Genomic DNA, 17841 nt, shown 5'->3' on the forward strand with positions numbered 1-17841 from the left:
GAGCTCGTTGCTGATGTAATTTAATTACGTAGAAAAGGACGAATTGGATTCATCTGAGCTTAATTTGATGAATTCAGTGCATTAAAAATTGATTTATATCAATTTATGAGAAGGAAAGGTGTAAAAGAATCGTCTCAAAATACAATGATATGTATCCAAAGTTTACTAAGTTACGCTATTTGGTGGATAAGATGGCAAACTTGATGTCAATTCGGCCTACCCTTAGATAAGCATCGGAAATTATGAAATTAAATTACACAACATTAACATTCATTGCCCATTAAGCCGTTATAGATGGCGAGTTTGCAGTAGCGTTAAACACTGCTCTGGCATCACCTTTACTCGCTTTTTTTTCGCTTTCGCGACTGTTACCTTGGCTAAATTAGGTTTAGGTTGCGGCTTCCAGCTCGCAAGCTCCGCGCCACAGCCATCACCTTGTGGAGGCTCAGCTTGAGATTGGCAAACCACACTCCCGGGCGGGCATTTAAGACGAACATGCATATGGTAATGGTGCCCCCACCAGGGGCGAACTTTACGCAGCCAAGCCCGTTCATTGCTCTGTTCGCTACGACACAAGGTCTGTTTTATTACCGGATGGACAAAGATCCGCGCGACCTGTTCATCGCTTGCCGCCATTTTAATGAGCTCAAAATGGCGAGACTCCCAGCGCGGCTTAACCAGTTGGTAACGGTCAATATCCACCACACTTAATGGGGTTGGGTTAGCAAGTTGCTGGGTTGATAATCGCGCCTCGGTAAGACGTAACCAAACGTCAATGTCCAAGCCCGTTTGATGGCTTGAATGCCCAGTGGAAAAACGACCGCCTTGCGGTAGTGAGAGATCACCGATCAAAATAACGCTATTGAGTTCACGCTTTGCCTGCTGCGCCAAAGATTGAACAAAGCGAATCGCATTAGGGTGGCCGTAATAACGCGTTCGCTCGCTGCGCAGTACTTGATACCCCTCACCTTGAAGTGGTAGTGGGTTTCCTCCGGCAAGACAACCATTGGCGTAACTGCCAATGGCCTGAGGTGACTGATTAGAGGGGGCTTGGATTTGCTCCCATGGCGTGGCATAGACGCCAACGCTTACCAGCGCGACGAGGAAACAAAGACAAAACCACACCGGATGACTGCGCTGCATTGTATTCCCTCGTTTTGATTATTGCTTAATAGTGCTTGCCATTATCATAGTAGCTGCTGGCATTGAGTGCGGTAAAAATAACCGCGACATCGACATCTTCACCACTCAGCTCACGGACTTGCTGAGTGATAATTTGCGCCACTTTATCTTGGATATCTTGACCGCGATCGAACCATAACACCTCAACAAAAGGGTAAGCCGCACTAACCTCTCCTTCATGGTAAAACGTGGTGTAAACATATTCAAAGGTAAAGTCCTCACGTGGACAGGCCATATGAGGTTGTAACTGATCGATAAGTGGTTTAGATAGAATCTGAACGGATTGAGGCTCAACCGCACGAAAGCGTAAATGAGGCATACTAGGCTCCTGTCGTTATATTGAAATTATGATACCAATGTAATGTCGAATGTCTCGCATGGCTTAACACTAAGCACCCGCTTGGCCAATCTTGTCTTAGTCCTGCGCATCATTATGGTAACGCAAAGTGATCATTTCACCATCACTGGTGAGCTCAACTTGTCTTTGCCCTGCCTGCCAAATCAGTACTCGAGGCGTTGATTGAGAAAATCGGTTAATAAATAGAATCACTCTTTTATCTGCCTCTGGACGAGTTAAACCAGTGAGCAGTGTATTGACATCAAGTGACTGCTGGTCAATGGTAGCTTTGATAAGCTCAAAGCCATCTTTACGCAAACCAAGTTGTACTTGAGATAAGCGGTGGGCACTGTATTGAGCAAGAAGTTCGATGTGTATTTGAGTTTCTTCGACCCGCGCCTCCGCGATAAAACTGTCACGGTAATAACTAAGCTCGTCTTCACACCAAGTCATCTCACCACATGCTTGCCAGCCCGAAACAATCGCTTGTTTTAGCGTGTCATCGTCATCGGAGAAAACAATACTCGCGGCCAACACTGACTGAGTAACGAATAGAGTGATAACACAGAGTGCACGCCACATAACCTTACCTGCAAAAAGAAGCCATACCTGTTAAAAAGAAAAAAGCCGCTGATAATCAGCGGCTTTAATAAGCGAATAAGCCTTATGGCATCTCGTCGAACTCTGCACCCTCTTTTTCAACTTGAGGTGGCATTAAGTGTTCTTTGGTGATACCCAACTTCAGTGCCAGTGCCGAAGCAACATAGATTGATGAGTAAGTACCAACGGTAATACCAAGCAGTAATGCGGTTGCAAAACCATGGATCAGTGCCCCACCTTGAGTGAACAGTGCAATAACCACAAACAAAGTCGTACCTGACGTAATCAAGGTACGGCTCAAGGTCTGCGTAATTGAATTGTTCATGATTTCCGGTGGCTCGCCTTTACGCATCTTACGGAAGTTCTCACGGATACGGTCAAAGACAACAATGGTATCGTTGAGCGAGTAACCAACAACGGTTAACAACGCTGCCACGATAGTCAAGTCGACTTCGATCTCCATCAGAGAGAACACACCCAGTGTGATGATCACATCGTGCGCAAGCGCCAATACAGCACCGGCTGCCAGACGCCATTCGAAACGCACCGATACGTAAAGCAAGATACACAGCAGCGACACGATAATCGCTAAACCACCAGCTTCGGTTAACTCATCTCCGACGTTCGGACCAACGAACTCGATGCGGCGCATTTCAACGCTTTCTCCAGTACCGTCTTTGATCGCGGCAAGAATTTGGTTACCCAAGGTTTCACCAGCAATATTGTCACGCGGACGCAGACGCACCATGACTTCACGCGCGCTACCGAAGTTTTGTACCGTAGCATCGCCAAAACCTTTCGCTTCTAATGCGCCACGAATATCTTCTAGATTGGCAGGTTGTTCAAACCCCACTTCAATAAGCGTGCCGCCCGTAAAATCTAGACCCCAGTTCAACCATTTGGTCGAAAGAGTAAAGATCGACGCACCGATCATCAAAATGGAGAACATAAATGCCAGCTTCGACCAACGCATAAAGTCGATCATTTTTTCTGCTTTTAGAATCTGAAACATACTAATTGCCAGCCTTAGATCGACAGTTTGTTGATGCGTTTACCACCGTACATTAGGTTCACGACACAGCGCGTTCCGACAATAGCAGTAAACATAGAAGTTAAAATACCGATAGACAGTGTCACCGCGAAACCTTTAATCGCACCAGTACCAACAGCAAACAGAATGATTGCGGTGATAAGAGTGGTGATGTTGGCATCGGCGATGGTACTAAAGGCATTGGCGTAGCCTTGGTGAATCGCTTGTTGTGGACTGCGTCCATCACGAAGTTCTTCACGAATCCGCTCGAAGATCAGAACGTTAGCATCGACTGCCATACCGACCGTCAGAACAATACCGGCAATACCAGGTAGCGTCATCGTCGCTCCGGGAATCATCGACATCACACCAATAATCAGTACTAGGTTCGCCATCAGTGCCATATTGGCAATCAAGCCAAACTTGCGGTAGTAGAACAGGGTAAACAGCATTACCGCGACCATACCCCAAATACACGCCTGAACACCCATATCGATATTCTGCTGACCCATAGATGGACCAATGGTACGCTCTTCAACAATCGAAATTGGCGCAATCAAAGCACCAGCACGTAGCAATAGTGCCAAATTGTGAGCTTCAGCGGCAGAGTCAATACCAGTAATACGGAAGTTACGACCTAACGCAGATTGAATCGTTGCTTGGTTAATGACTTCTTCATGCTTAGATAAGATGACGCGACCATCTGGCGTGCGGCGACCACTATCTTTGTACTCTGCAAACACCGTCGCCATAAGCTTACCGATGTTCTTCTTCGAGAACGCAGACATCTTGTTACCACCTTCACTATCAAGTGAGATGTTAACTTGCGGACGACCATACTCGTCAACACTGGAGCTTGCATCGGTAATGCTTGAACCACCAAGGATGACGCGTTTCTTCAACACGACAGGACGACCATCACGATCTTGCTTAATTTCGCTTCCAGCTGGCGCTCGACCACTAGCAGCAGCGGCAAGATCCGCTTTTGAGTCGACTTCGCGGAACTCAAGTGTTGCGGTCGCACCAAGAATTTCTTTAGCGCGCGCGGTGTCTTGAACACCCGGCAACTCAACAACAATACGACTCGCACCCTGACGTTGAACCAGCGGCTCTGCCACACCTAACTCGTTAACACGGTTACGCAAAATAGTAATATTTTGCTCAACAGCATAATTGCGAATTTCAACTAAGCGTTGCTCAGAAAAAGTCGCAACAAGAGCAAATCGACCGTCAGAGCCTGATTCAGTAAAGATCATATCTGGGTGATTTTTTTCGAGAAGTTGCTGAGCATCGTCGAGTTGCTGCTGATCACGCAGTAACACTTCCACCGCCTCTTTGCCCGATGGACGAATGGCTCGGTAACGAATTTTTTCTTCACGCAACTCACTGCGGAAGGCTTCTTCTTGCTGACCCACCAACTTTTCCATCGCCGCGTCCATGTCTACTTCCATTAAGAAGTGAACACCACCACGGAGATCAAGGCCGAGTTTCATTGGTGCAGCACCAATAGATTCAAGCCAGTCAGGCGTTGCTGGCGCAAGGTTAAGGGCAACAATGTTGTCGCTACCTAACGCTTCATTGATCACATCACGAGCACTGATCTGAGTATCAGTATCGCCAAAACGTACAAGAATAGACCCATTTTCAAGAGCAATGGATTTATGAGATAAGCCCTGTTTTTCGAGAGCTTGAGTGACAGAATCCAGCGTTGACATATCTACAGAGGCGCCGCGCGCCCCTGTAACTTGAATTGCCGGATCTTCACCGTAGAGATTTGGAAGTGCATACAGCGCAGCGATGGCAATGGTAAACATCACCATCAAATACTTCCATAACGGGTATCGGTTTAGCACAGCGAGGATCCTCTAGCTGTTTTACAGAGACTTAAGCGTACCTTTTGGTAGCACTGCAGTAACGAAATCTTTTTTGATCACAACTTCGTTGTTTGTATTCAGCTCGATAGTGATGTAGTCGTTATCTTCTGCGATTTTAGTAATTTTACCCACTAAACCACCGCTGGTCAGAACTTCATCACCCTTGCCCATCGACGCCATTAAGCCTTTGTGCTCTTTTACACGCTTAGCTTGTGGACGGTAGATCATGAAGTAGAAAATCACCGCAAACATGCCGAGCATGATTAGCATTTCAAAACCACCACCTGCTGGTGAACCTTCTGCTGCTGCGTGAGCTGGAGAAATAAACATTAAAAAATCCTCTATATATTATTTATTGATACTCAAATTGGGCATTCACGGTTTAGATTCAAGTAGTAAAGCGAGCAATAGAGATCGCTCTCTCAAAAATTGCGCGCGTCTGCCTATTTTATTAGCAAAAGCCTTTGGCACAATACCAAAGGCTTTAATTTAAAATCGTTACTGTTGTTTTGCCAATGGTGGTACTTCACGACCACGACGTTGGTAGAATTCTTGCACGAACTGGTCAAAACGGTCTTCATCAATCGCCTGACGGATGCTTTCCATTAAACGCTGGTAGTAGCGTAAGTTATGGATAGTATTCAAGCGAGCACCCAAGATCTCATTACAACGCTCTAGGTGGTGTAAATACGACTTAGAATAATTTTGACAAGTGTAACAGTCGCAATGTGGATCCAGCGCAGTGGTATCTGTTTTGTGTTTCGCATTACGGATCTTGATCACACCGCCAGTCACAAACAGATGGCCATTACGCGCATTACGCGTTGGCATAACACAGTCGAACATATCAATACCACGACGCACGCCTTCAACCAGGTCTTCTGGTTTACCAACCCCCATTAAGTAGCGAGGCTTGTCTTCAGGAAGCTGAGGACAAGTGTGCTCTAGGATGCGGTGCATATCTTCTTTTGGCTCACCAACGGCTAGGCCGCCCACAGCGTAACCGTCAAAACCGATGTCCGTTAGGCCTTTCACCGATACATCACGTAAATCTTCGTAAACGCCACCCTGAACGATACCAAACAGGTTGTTCGAGTTGTCGAGTTTATCGAAGTGATCGCGTGAACGTTGTGCCCAGCGTAGCGACATCTCCATCGATCTTTTCGCTTCATCGTGTGTCGCCGGGTAAGGCGTACACTCATCAAAAATCATCACGATGTCAGAGCCGAGATCTTTCTGGATTTCCATCGACTTTTCAGCGTCCATAAAAATCTTGTCGCCGTTGACCGGATTACGGAAGTGGACACCTTCTTCGGTGATCTTACGCATTTTACCGAGACTAAATACTTGGAAACCACCTGAATCGGTCAGAATAGGACCGTGCCAGTTCATAAAATCGTGCAGATCGCCGTGCATTTTCATCACGTCTTGACCTGGGCGCAACCATAAGTGGAAAGTGTTACCGAGCAGAATCTCAGCACCCGTACCTTTCACTTCTTCCGGCGTCATGCCTTTAACGGTACCATAAGTACCAACAGGCATAAATGCGGGGGTTTGAACGGTGCCACGTTCGAAGGTCAATTGACCACGACGCGCCACACCATCTTTTTTCTTGAGATCGAATTTTAACTTCACGAAGCCTCCGGTTGTCAGAGAAACAGTCTGACATTAAGTTCAGAGCATTAAGCTCTATTGAGGAGCGGTCGCCTTCCATGCGAGATACCAACCAGCCTTCTGGTTAGTGTCCTAGCGTTCTGCTAGCACTCGTAAAAACTATGTTTTAAAACGCTGACTAATGTTAGATACAGCTAGTGGTTTTTTTCTTGATGAACATTGAATCACCATAAGAGAAGAAGCGGTACTTATTCTCGACGGCATGCTTGTAAGCATTCATGGTATTTTCATAACCTGCAAATGCACTGACTAACATGATCAGTGTTGACTCTGGCAGGTGGAAGTTAGTAATTAAACAATCCACTAGCTGGTATTCGTAACCAGGGAAGATGAAAATCTCTGTATCACCAAAGAAAGGGGCTAATGGTGTGCCCTTGTTCAATGCATCTTGCGCTGCACTCTCTATTGAGCGCACCGAGGTTGTCCCCACGGCAATGATTCTACCACCACGAGCTTTAGTTGCATTGATCGCATCAACCACTTGTTGTGGGACTTCAACATACTCAGCGTGCATATGATGTTCAGTTATCTTGTCCACTTTGACAGGCTGAAACGTACCCGCCCCTACGTGCAAAGTCACGAAAGCAAACTCGACCCCTTTGGCTTTGATTTTTTCCAGTAGCTGCTCATCAAAATGTAACCCTGCCGTTGGCGCTGCTACTGCCCCTGGCTTTTGGTTATACACGGTTTGGTAGCGCTCTTTGTCTGAATCTTCATCTGGGCGATCGATATAGGGTGGCAACGGCATGTGCCCAATCTCTTCGAGAACCGTCAAGACGTTCTTGTCGCTGTTAAACACCAGTTCAAACAGTGCATCGTGACGTACAACCATCAAGGCTGAGTACTCGTCGTTTTCACCGATAAAAATGGTCGATCCCGGTTTGGGTGATTTAGAACAGCGCACATGAGCCAAAATACTCTTGTCATCCAGTACACGTTCAACCAATACTTCGAGCTTGCCACCTGACTCTTTACGGCCAAACATACGTGCAGGAATAACACGAGTATTGTTGAAAACCACTAAATCCCCAGGTTCAACCTGGTCAAGTATGTCGGTAAATGTACCGTCTTGTAGCGCTCCACTATTGCCATCTAACTGCAGCAAACGGCTTGCAGTACGCTCAGGTTGCGGATAACGAGCAATCAGCTCATCAGGTAAGTCAAAATGGAAATCAGATACTTGCATGTCACTAATCTTATGTCGTGTTTTCTTTGGTCGTGATGGAAGTCGAACTGATTCTGTCACAAACAGACGACGAGTTTTTCGCAGCCGACTAGTATATTCTGCATACTCGCAATAGCAAGGAAAGAGATGTGAATTATTGTAATCAAATACGATTTTATCCAGTCAGGAAAACTGGCCGGGATTGAGAGTGCTCGATGAGCAGTGAAACAGTTCATATTTCTCTACTGCAACCATATAAATTAGAATAAAACCCAACCAGATCTCACTATATTGCAGCAAAAGTTACTATATTAATAACAGAGACCGAGTAACCGTCTGGTCGAGCATACCGCTTTCCAATGTTGTCCGTTGAGGTTACCAGGCATAAACAAAAATCAGGAGGCAGTCATGATTAAAGTCGAAGACATGATGACGCGTAGTCCACACACTCTACTACGCTCTCATAACCTAGCCGATGCCAAAAGCATGATGGAAGCACTCGACATTCGTCATGTGCCTATCGTCGATGCCAACAAACAGTTACTCGGCGTCGTATCTCAACGAGATGTGTTAGCAGCCCAGGAGTCTAGCTTGCAAAACATCCCTGAAAACCAATCTTATACTCTCGATACTCCCCTGTATGAAATCATGAAGACAGGGGTAATGACCGTGGCACCGCAAGCGGGATTGAAAGAGAGCGCTATCTATATGCAAAAACACAAAGTGGGCTGTTTACCTGTGGTGGATCGCGGAGAACTGATCGGCATCATTACCGACAGTGATTTCGTTGCGATTGCCATCAATTTGCTTGAACTAGAAGAAGAGTCTGAGCCTGAAGAGACGGAATGAGCCACGTACTTACCTGTATTTGGAGTAAGGGTCATCGTTAGGCAACTTACTCCATTAACAGCAGACTAGGCAATTTCTACCACTGTTTTTGGCTTGATACATGCATTTATCAGCTCGCTTTAACAACTGATGGGGCTTAATCTTCTCAGCATAAACTTCAGTACAGCCAATACTCATCGTCAGTACACCACAAGGAGTACCGGGGTTGCGTAAGTTGAGTTCTTGTACCAAGGTTAACAACCTTTGAGCGATTTTTTTTCCTTGTTCTATATCCATCTCATGAAGAGTCACCACCAGTTCCTCTCCGCCATAACGATATAAATTATCATCATGTCGCAGGGCCATATTTAAGGCTCCAACCACTCTTTTAAGAGCGAGATCCCCTTCAAGGTGCCCCCAGTGATCGTTGTATTTTTTGAAGTAATCGATGTCACACATCAATAAAACAAAGGGCTTATTGTTGGTTCGATGATGTTCAATATAATTAGGCAGATCATCAACCATCGCTCGTCGATTTAGGACTCCCGTTAAATCATCTCGCCGGGCATTATCTTTCCAGCGCTGGGAAGTTTCTTTTTCTTCAATGATAATTCTGGCCTGAGCCATATAAAAAAGCCCAAAAAAAATCACGGCAAAGACACTACCTACCACCCCTCGATAAACAAAGTCATGGTAGGCATTTGTTTTGTCCAACAACTCCCCAACCAGAACGCTTCTTTGGTGTTCCTGCTGCGCTTCTATACTTGAGGTACAATCAATCGCGGCAAATAAGTGCTTGCCATAAGTTGAGGGGGAAAGAGGGGTATTGTCTGATTGATTGATGACTTCACCATTCAGTGTATCTAGGTGTTGCAAAGTCTCATTAGTGCATGGATATGTTGAAAGATAGGAACCAAAATTGAGCAGCGCGTAGGCCATATCTAACTCATAGGCGACCTCATCCACTGATGTATTTCCAGCGATAAGAAGCTCTAGCGCATTCAACATATGCTCTCTAGAGCGGAAGGCAAAAGGGCGTTCAGTAATTTTATCTGAGCTCTCAAAAAAACGCAGCACTTGCTCGGTTTGAGGCCGTATTGCGCCTAAGTACAAAAAAATCAACAATAACAGCACACAACAGCAACCCACACCACCTAAAACAGACCCTTTAAGCAGCACACTTTTAATGTTCTTATACCAAGGCTTCATTAATTAGCTTCTATCCTAACCACCATCCAAATCCAATTATTAAAATTCCTTAGATTGCTGGGGTCTCGCCCCTCATAGCTAGACTCAACCAGCCTGACCGGGCCGTGTTGCCTGAGTGTCAAAGGCTGTCCATTTTCATGTGTCACTAATAACCAGTGTTTTTTCAGCCAATCATCTAACTTAACGGCGTAACCGTCTAACGCCGTTAACGTTATAGAATTAGGCACTGCAGGAAAATGCTTTGCCAACAGATCCTCGACATAAACCCCTTTCATTGCAACGTCTTGACTTCGATAGGGAGCATAAATCGTCATCTCCGTATCAGCTTGCTCTCTCAACTCAGCAACCGAGACTCGAACGATCTCATTGTTGGCCACCAGTTCAATCATCTCAGTCGCGGCGTAACCTTTAATAGAGAATAGTAATGATAATAACAACAATATAGCGCGAGGGGCGAATTTACTCATGTCAAGCACCGTAAGAAAACCGTGTACTAATAACAATAGTCAAATATATTCACGTTTGAAAAGTATATTGATACATTTAAATATAATGTTCATTATCAGTAGGGTAAACAGTACGAATATCAGTACTAAATGCAATAAGCCCAAAATAAAAAAAGAGCGGCCTGCACCGCTCAAAAGCATGTCAACGTTTATGCCTAAACAGAATACCAATAGCCAATCACTTGTCAGTTTTAGTCCAACAATGACAAGTGATGGCTAAGCGGCAAGGGATTAAAATTGGTCTTCTTCGGTTGACCCAGTCAATGCCGTCACTGATGAGTTACCACCTTGAATGGTGTTGGTCATCTTATCGAAGTAACCTGTGCCCACTTCTTGTTGGTGAGCAACGAAGGTGTAGCCTTTCTCCGCCGCTTGGAACTCAGGGCGCTGAACTTTCTCAACATAGTGACGCATTCCTTCTCCTTGCGCGTAATCATGCGCAAGTTCGAACATGTTGAACCACATATTGTGAATACCCGCCAACGTAATGAACTGGTACTTGTAGCCCATGTCCGATAGCTCTTGTTGGAACTTAGCAATGGTGTCTGCATCAAGGTTCTTCTCCCAGTTGAATGAAGGAGAACAGTTGTAAGCCAGCAGTTGATCTGGGTATTCAGCGTGGATTGCCTCAGCGAACTGACGAGCTTCTTCTAGACAAGGCGTTGCCGTTTCACACCAGATAAGGTCTGCATATGGCGCGTAAGCAAGACCACGAGAAATCGCTTGGTCGATACCAGCACGTACGCGGTAGAAACCCTCTTGAGTGCGCTCACCCACAATAAAGTCAGCATCGTAAGAGTCGCAATCAGACGTGATAAGATCCGCTGCGTTAGCATCTGTACGCGCAATCACTAAGGTTGTAGTACCAGCGACATCTGCCGCCAGACGCGCTGCAACAAGCTTTTGCACCGCTTCTTGAGTTGGAACCAATACCTTACCACCCATGTGACCACACTTTTTCACTGACGCGAGTTGGTCTTCGAAGTGCACACCGGCAGCACCGGCATCAATCATCGACTTCATCAGCTCATAAGCGTTAAGTACCCCGCCAAAGCCCGCTTCAGCGTCCGCTACGATAGGTAGGAAGTAGTCAATCGCGCCTTCATCCGCTGGAGACTTACCACCAGACCACTGAATTTGGTCTGCGCGACGGAACGAGTTGTTGATGCGTTTTACTACCGAAGGAACCGAATCCACTGGGTATAGTGATTGGTCTGGGTACATGGTTGATGCAGTGTTGTTATCTGCCGCTACCTGCCAGCCTGAAAGGTAAATCGCTTCGATACCCGCTTTAGCTTGCTGCACTGCTTGACCACCAGTTAGTGCGCCCAGACAGTTTACGTAACCTTTCTTAGCATCACCGTTGACCAGTGACCATAGTTTGTCAGCACCACGCTGAGCGATGGTATTTGCAGGTACCATTGAGCCACGTAGTTCAACAACCTCTTCCGCAGAGTAAGGACGTTTTACATTTTTCCAGCGTGGATTGGTTGCCCAATCTTTTTCTAGAGCTTCAATTTGTTGGCGGCGAGTTAAGTTAGTCATCGGTCTATCCCTCTGTTGATGAGCGCTTTTGTGGTCGGCGCTTTGTTTTTATTGCCTTTGGCAGTACTTCCTTCTCTGCCATTGAGCATTCACGTTATTGTCAGGTTGTTGAGTTATTATCTGTTAGTCGAGGTAGTCATAACCTGGAATGGTTAAGAAGTTACTCAGTTCATCACTAGTGGTCAGCTTGGCCATCAACTCGGCCGCTTCAGCAAAGCGTCCCGTTTGATAGCGCGCCACGCCGACCTCTTGTTTCACCACCTCGATCTCTTCGGCAAGGTACTGTTCAAACAGCGCATTGGTCACGATTTGACCGTTATCGAGCGCCTTGCCATGTTGAATCCATTGCCAGATAGAAGCGCGAGAGATTTCGGCTGTCGCGGCATCTTCCATCAGGCCGTAAATCGGCACACAGCCATTACCCGAGATCCAAGCTTCGATGTATTGCAGCGCCACGCGAATGTTATGACGCATTCCTTGTTCGGTAATCGCTCCATCACACGGGGCAAGTAGGTCTGCCGCTGTAATGGGTGCATCTTGCTCACGTGAAACATTTAATTGATTGGTGCGCTCGCCTAATGCCTGATCAAATACCGCCATTGCAGTATCGGCAAGCCCGGGGTGCGCAACCCAAGTGCCATCATGGCCATTGCTCGCTTCAAGTGATTTGTCGTTATAAACCTTGTCGAGCACTTGCTGATTGGTCTGCGGGTCTTTGGCTGGGATAAAGGCGGCCATCCCTCCCATCGCGAAAGCGCCACGCTGGTGACAAGTGCGAATAAGCAAACGCGAGTAAGCATTCAAAAATGGTTTGTCCATCGTCACTACCTGACGATCTGGCAGTACTCGTTCTGGGTGTTTTTTCAATGTTTTGATGTAGCTGAAGATATAGTCCCAACGACCGCAATTGAGGCCAACAATATGCTCTTTGAGTGAAAAAAGAATTTCATCCATCTCAAATACTGCGGGCAGAGTTTCAATCAGAACCGTGGCTTTAATCGTACCAGTATCGAGGCCGAAGTAATCTTCAGTAAAATGGAACACATCACTCCACCACTGCGCTTCTGTATAGGATTGAAGTTTCGGGATGTAGAAATAAGGGCCACTGCCTTTATTAAGTAACGTGGTGTAGTTGTTATAAAAATAAAGCGCAAAATCAAACAGAGCTCCCGGGATAATCTCTCCGTTAAATGTGACGTGCTTTTCTTTTAAGTGCAGGCCACGAACACGGCAGACAAGCACCGCAGGATCATCCTTCAACTCATATTGCTTACCGTTTGCTGGATTGGTGTAACTGATTTGCCCTTTTACCGCATCACGCAGATTTATCTGACCATCTAATACTTTGTCCCAAGCCGGTGACATTGAGTCTTCGAAATCAGCCATAAAGACTTTTACATTAGCGTTTAAGGCGTTAATCACCATTTTACGATCGGTAGGACCAGTAATTTCGACACGACGATCCTGAAGATCGTTAGGGATGCCTTGAATTTTCCAACTGCCTTCTCTGATATCTCGCGTATCTTCAAGAAAGTCAGGCAATTCACCAGCATCAATGCGCGCTTGCTTTTCTTCTCGCGCCGCAAGTAGTTGCTCTATACGACCCGAAAACTTACTGCACAACAGAGATAAAAAGGTTTGGGCTTCAACAGGGAAAATCGTTTGATGTTGTGGCAAAAGAGAGCCCGTAACATCAAGTACGCCTTCGGTATGAAAACTTTCGTGGTCTTGTGTTGTTTTTTCTCTATCAGGCGTGTTGGCAAGCATAATTTCATCCTTAACTATCCGTAATGGGTACAACAGCGACTTTGGACGTTAACCCAGTTACATTTGTAACTATAAAACAACAATCAAACATCCTTACTGACTGCAATTCGTTTTCGTTTTCCGTTTCGTTGGCTGTTAGATTGACTGAGCTGAACGTGCTTTACAATCTAGACATAAGTCTTACTAAACCTGCATTTAAACTATACCAACATACGTTAGAGTAAAAGTACTAAAGTAAACAAAACGTTAAATTCGAAGTTTTATTCCGTGGCGGTTAAGTACTTGATTTGGATCACCAAAACGTAACTAGTTACGTAATTTAATTACAGTAAAATTAGGACTGTAAAAACGTTTCAAACGCACGTTTAACTTTTAATAAAACCAGACAAGGCTCAGTGTGGTTGGTCGAAGCGAGGGTTAGTCTATGGGGTATCAAACAGTAGGAAAAATGAGTGTTGTAAAATTCACACTGTGAAATTTCACAATTTAATGAAAGCTTCATTAAGATTTGTTTGTAAAATTTTACAAGTCAAAGTTTACCAGCAGCATAAAATGCTAAAAAGCACACTAAAACCAGTGTGCTTTTATAAGAGAAAACCGCGAGTAGCACTAAGACTTATCGCTAAAGTAACTCTGACACCACATCAGCTAAGTGATTAAACGTATTCACTCGCGATGAACTTGGTCGCCAAACCAAGCCAATATGGCGATGAGCTTGCTGCCCTGGGGCATCAATAACCACCAAGTTTTGTTTCTCAATTAAACCATGATTAATCGCCATCTGAGGAATAAACGTGGTCCCCATCCCATTCGCAACCATCTGAACCAACGTGTGTAGACTTGTGGCAGAGAATGGATTGATCTTCTCTTTATCGGTTAACTGGCAGGCTGATACCGCATGCTCGGTTAAACAGTGCTCTTTTTCGAGTAAGAACACGAATTCATTCGGCAGATCGGCGTACTTAATCGGAGTACGAATGGCATCCGCTTGATTCTGGCTGATGATCATGCGAAACGGATCACTACCAACAATACGGCTATCCATACCGTGAATGTCGACTGGCAGAGCAAGAATAAGCACGTCTAACTCTCCATGACGCAGTGCATCAAGCAAGTTTGTCGTGGTGTCCTCTCTTAGTAACAGATTTAATTGGGGGAAGCGCTGATTGACAACCTGAACTAACTCACACAATAAGAAAGGTGCAATAGTTGGAATACAACCGACTCGCAACTGCCCTTCCATCTCATCGCCCTGACACAAACGACCAAGCTCGACTAAATCTTGCCCTTTCGCCAGCAGCTCTCGGCCTTGTTGAACGACCTGTTCGCCAGCATGAGTGAAAACCAGTGGACTTTTCTTGTCTTTCTTTTCATATAAAGGGCAACCAATCAACTCTTCAAGGTTCTGTATCCCTTTACTTAAGGTCGACTGGCTAACAAAGCATTTGTCAGCGGCATCGCCAAAATGGCGGGTTTCATGGAGAGTAACCAAGTAATGTAACTGTTTGAGGCTAGGCCACTTATTCATAGAAGTATCGATTAATTATAGTGAGATATTGACCAAGTTAATAAAACACGACTTATCGCTTTTCTCGATTAACTTAATCTATTTAATTCGCTTTTTTACATACTACAATGTGTACTATAGTTTGTCGCGTACAAACACGGACCGAACCAACGCCTAATAGGCGGGTTTGGAACAAACCATATATTTTAGGAGCAAGAAAATGGTACTAGTAGGTCGTCAAGCCCCAGATTTTACTGCTGCAGCTGTTCTAGGTAACGGTGAAATCGTTGATAGCTTCAACTTTGCAGAGTTCACTAAAGGTAAGAAAGCGGTTGTTTTCTTCTACCCACTAGATTTCACGTTCGTTTGCCCATCTGAGCTAATCGCATTCGACAACCGTTTCGAAGATTTCAAAGCGAAAGGCGTTGAGGTTATCGGTGTTTCTATCGATTCTCAGTTCTCACACAACGCATGGCGTAACACTGCTATCGAAGATGGCGGTATCGGTCAAGTTAAGTACCCACTAATCGCTGACGTTAAGCACGAAATTTGTAAAGCATACGACGTTGAGCACCCAGAAGCAGGTGTTGCTTTCCGTGGTTCTTTCCTTATCGACGAAGACGGTCTAGTACGTCACCAAGTGGTTAACGATCTACCACTAGGTCGTAACATTGACGAAATGCTACGTATGGTTGACGCACTAAACTTCCACCAGAAGCATGGTGAAGTTTGTCCAGCACAGTGGGAAGAAGGTAAAGCAGGTATGGACGCATCACCAAAAGGTGTTGCAGCGTTCCTATCTGAGCACTCACAAGACCTAGGCAAAAAGTAATTGCCTGACTCATACCCAAGCTCAACGGGTATGAATGGTTGGTAAATATAAAGCTACTATAAGCGCAAAAAGCGCAGCGCCAATCAGTGATAAGTAAAGTCGAGATAAAGAGCCCAAAGTAATCCTTTGGGCTCTTTTTTTATTGCTCGACATTGATGACGCACTGCTGCACTCTCGCACAGATGATAAGCAAAGTTCGAGGGCATCATTCCTTGCAGGCTCAAGATCAGACAAACAACGATTATTTGACAAACAATATAGTTAAAAAGACAAAGTGTCGCTAAAGAGACAATGCGTATCGGCTTACAGACTTTATCGTCGTACGCTCTTTAAAGTCTTACGGGCTGTTATTATGATGACGCTAACTTAATTTAAGACAGAGCAAGCAGGCTCTCTCAGCAAACATAACATGGAGATTTAACATGGCTTACTTTTCTCTCGCCTTTGGTAGCGCGACCAAAAATCGCGATGAAAAAATCATCGAAGCATTTTTTCCAAACCCAGTCCTTAACCCAACGGATGCTCTTGTTGACGCGGTAGCAAAAATTTCGGGTTACGAGCAAGGCAACCAAGCTATCGAGATCTCAGCAGCACAAAGTGCAGAGCTAGCAACAGCATTCGAAGCAAATGGCGATGCAGCCAACGCCTCTTTCGCAGCAAAAGCCGCGCAATCTGCGCAGCCACTGGTACTTGTTGTTCTGGCAACAGATGAAAAACCAGCTTCGGTTGCAGAAGGCTTCCTTAAACTGCAACTTATCTCGAATCGACTTGTGAAGCCACACGGCACGGTACTTGATGGTATCTTCGGTCTACTGCACAACATCGCATGGACTAACGAAGGCCCAATCGACCTGCCTGAACTTGCTGAACGCCAAATCGAAGCGCGTCTTGCAGGTCGTACTTTAAGCGTCGATTGTGTGGATAAGTTCCCGAAAATGGTCGATTACGTAGTCCCAGCAGGGATCCGTATTGCTGATACCTCACGCGTACGTCTTGGCGCACACGTTGGTGAAGGCACCACTGTAATGCATGAAGGCTTCATCAACTTCAACGCCGGCACCACGGGTGTGAGCATGGTTGAAGGTCGAATTTCTGCTGGCGTGGTGGTTGGTAATGGTTCTGACATCGGTGGTGGCGCTTCTATCATGGGCACCCTATCTGGTGGCGGCACTGTTGTTGTCTCTATCGGTGAGAACTCTCTGCTAGGTGCGAACGCAGGCCTAGGCTTCCCGCTTGGTGACCGCTGTACCGTTGAGTCAGGCCTTTACGTCACCGCTGGTGCTAAAGTTCTAATGCTCGACTCATCAGGTAACGAAGTCGAAGTGGTTAAAGCTCGTGATCTTGCTGGCGTTTCTGACCTACTATTCCGTCGTAACTCAGTGACTGGCCAAATTGAATGTTTAGCCAACAAGACCGCGGTTGAGCTGAACAGCGAGTTACACAGCAATAACTAAACACGCCTGAGAGCAAATACCCAGCCGAACCTAATCAGGTTCGGCTTTTTTGTTTTTAGCTATTACTAAAGCCACGCATATTTTCATAATATACGCTGCAACATTTTGACTAGCTCTGCACGTACTTCCTTGCCACCAATAACGGCCAGAAACACCAAGCCTCCAGGAATTAAAACCAACATCAGTATCGGTCTTAATACATACGAGAAGCACATTAAGCTTGGAATAAATATTAACCATTGCGTCGCTTTCACAACACCTCTTACTAACCAATCTGACATGTTTTTTATCCTAGACTAAAAATGAGCGCGCTCAGTTTGTCAATAAGCAG

Annotated in this window: 17 protein-coding genes; 3 read left to right on the plus strand and 14 right to left on the minus strand. The window is 45.6% G+C overall.

Annotated features, from left to right (window positions below):
* Positions 1-288: 288 nt before the first annotated feature.
* From mepA to queA, 8 genes are all read right to left on the minus strand, one after another.
* Entirely contained in the window at positions 289-1143 is an 855-nt protein-coding gene (gene mepA, locus BS19_RS09675) for a penicillin-insensitive murein endopeptidase (protein ID WP_084185956.1), read from the minus strand.
* A 25-nt stretch (positions 1144-1168) separates the two neighbouring features.
* On the minus strand, positions 1169-1501 hold the full coding sequence (locus BS19_RS09680; protein ID WP_038174959.1) for a DUF1904 domain-containing protein: 333 nt from the start codon (positions 1499-1501) through the stop codon (positions 1169-1171).
* 96 nt (positions 1502-1597) lie between these two features.
* A complete protein-coding gene (locus tag BS19_RS09685) occupies positions 1598-2101 on the minus strand; it encodes a hypothetical protein (protein ID WP_038174960.1) in 504 nt (167 codons plus the stop codon).
* An 82-nt stretch (positions 2102-2183) separates the two neighbouring features.
* Complete coding sequence (secF, locus tag BS19_RS09690) at positions 2184-3131, minus strand: protein translocase subunit SecF (RefSeq protein ID WP_038174961.1); 948 nt, start codon at positions 3129-3131, stop codon at positions 2184-2186.
* A 14-nt stretch (positions 3132-3145) separates the two neighbouring features.
* Positions 3146-5002 carry a protein translocase subunit SecD gene (gene secD, locus BS19_RS09695; RefSeq protein WP_084185957.1) on the minus strand — a complete coding sequence of 619 codons (1857 nt, stop codon included), beginning with the start codon at positions 5000-5002 and terminating at the stop codon, positions 3146-3148.
* Positions 5003-5023: 21 nt separating this feature from the next.
* On the minus strand, positions 5024-5353 hold the full coding sequence (yajC, locus tag BS19_RS09700; protein ID WP_038174964.1) for a preprotein translocase subunit YajC: 330 nt from the start codon (positions 5351-5353) through the stop codon (positions 5024-5026).
* Between the two features lie 168 nt (positions 5354-5521).
* Positions 5522-6658 (minus strand): tRNA guanosine(34) transglycosylase Tgt, encoded by a 1137-nt coding sequence (gene tgt, locus BS19_RS09705; protein ID WP_038174965.1) that lies wholly within the window; start codon positions 6656-6658, stop codon positions 5522-5524.
* Between the two features lie 163 nt (positions 6659-6821).
* Entirely contained in the window at positions 6822-7883 is a 1062-nt protein-coding gene (gene queA, locus BS19_RS09710) for a tRNA preQ1(34) S-adenosylmethionine ribosyltransferase-isomerase QueA (protein WP_038174966.1), read from the minus strand.
* A gap of 387 nt (positions 7884-8270) precedes the next feature.
* Between queA and BS19_RS09715 the strand changes: the two genes are divergently transcribed.
* A complete protein-coding gene (locus BS19_RS09715; RefSeq protein ID WP_038174967.1) occupies positions 8271-8711 on the plus strand; it encodes a CBS domain-containing protein in 441 nt (146 codons plus the stop codon).
* Positions 8712-8765: 54 nt separating this feature from the next.
* Here BS19_RS09715 and BS19_RS19625 read toward each other — a convergent pair whose 3' ends face one another.
* From BS19_RS19625 to BS19_RS09740, 5 genes are all read right to left on the minus strand, one after another.
* Positions 8766-9899: a GGDEF domain-containing protein gene (locus BS19_RS19625; RefSeq protein ID WP_051686519.1), complete on the minus strand. Its 1134-nt coding sequence runs from the start codon at positions 9897-9899 to the stop codon at positions 8766-8768.
* Complete coding sequence (locus BS19_RS09725; protein ID WP_211252997.1) at positions 9899-10366, minus strand: molybdopterin-binding protein; 468 nt, start codon at positions 10364-10366, stop codon at positions 9899-9901. The genes BS19_RS19625 and BS19_RS09725 overlap by 1 nt, the downstream gene beginning before the upstream one ends.
* 270 nt (positions 10367-10636) lie before the next feature.
* Entirely contained in the window at positions 10637-11950 is a 1314-nt protein-coding gene (gene aceA, locus BS19_RS09730; RefSeq protein ID WP_038174968.1) for an isocitrate lyase, read from the minus strand.
* Between the two features lie 123 nt (positions 11951-12073).
* Complete coding sequence (aceB, locus tag BS19_RS09735) at positions 12074-13717, minus strand: malate synthase A (RefSeq protein WP_038174969.1); 1644 nt, start codon at positions 13715-13717, stop codon at positions 12074-12076.
* 622 nt (positions 13718-14339) lie between these two features.
* Positions 14340-15245: a hydrogen peroxide-inducible genes activator gene (locus BS19_RS09740; protein ID WP_038174970.1), complete on the minus strand. Its 906-nt coding sequence runs from the start codon at positions 15243-15245 to the stop codon at positions 14340-14342.
* A 199-nt stretch (positions 15246-15444) separates the two neighbouring features.
* Between BS19_RS09740 and BS19_RS09745 the strand changes: the two genes are divergently transcribed.
* Both BS19_RS09745 and dapD read left to right on the plus strand, forming a co-directional pair.
* Positions 15445-16056: a peroxiredoxin C gene (locus tag BS19_RS09745; protein WP_038174971.1), complete on the plus strand. Its 612-nt coding sequence runs from the start codon at positions 15445-15447 to the stop codon at positions 16054-16056.
* A gap of 422 nt (positions 16057-16478) precedes the next feature.
* Positions 16479-17510 carry a 2,3,4,5-tetrahydropyridine-2,6-dicarboxylate N-succinyltransferase gene (gene dapD / locus BS19_RS09750; RefSeq protein WP_038174972.1) on the plus strand — a complete coding sequence of 344 codons (1032 nt, stop codon included), beginning with the start codon at positions 16479-16481 and terminating at the stop codon, positions 17508-17510.
* 83 nt (positions 17511-17593) lie between these two features.
* Here dapD and BS19_RS09755 read toward each other — a convergent pair whose 3' ends face one another.
* Complete coding sequence (locus BS19_RS09755; RefSeq protein ID WP_038174974.1) at positions 17594-17791, minus strand: hypothetical protein; 198 nt, start codon at positions 17789-17791, stop codon at positions 17594-17596.
* Between the last annotated feature and the right edge of the window lie 50 nt (positions 17792-17841).

The organism is Vibrio pacinii DSM 19139 (genome assembly GCF_000711795.1).
Lineage (GTDB): Bacteria > Pseudomonadota > Gammaproteobacteria > Enterobacterales > Vibrionaceae > Vibrio > Vibrio pacinii.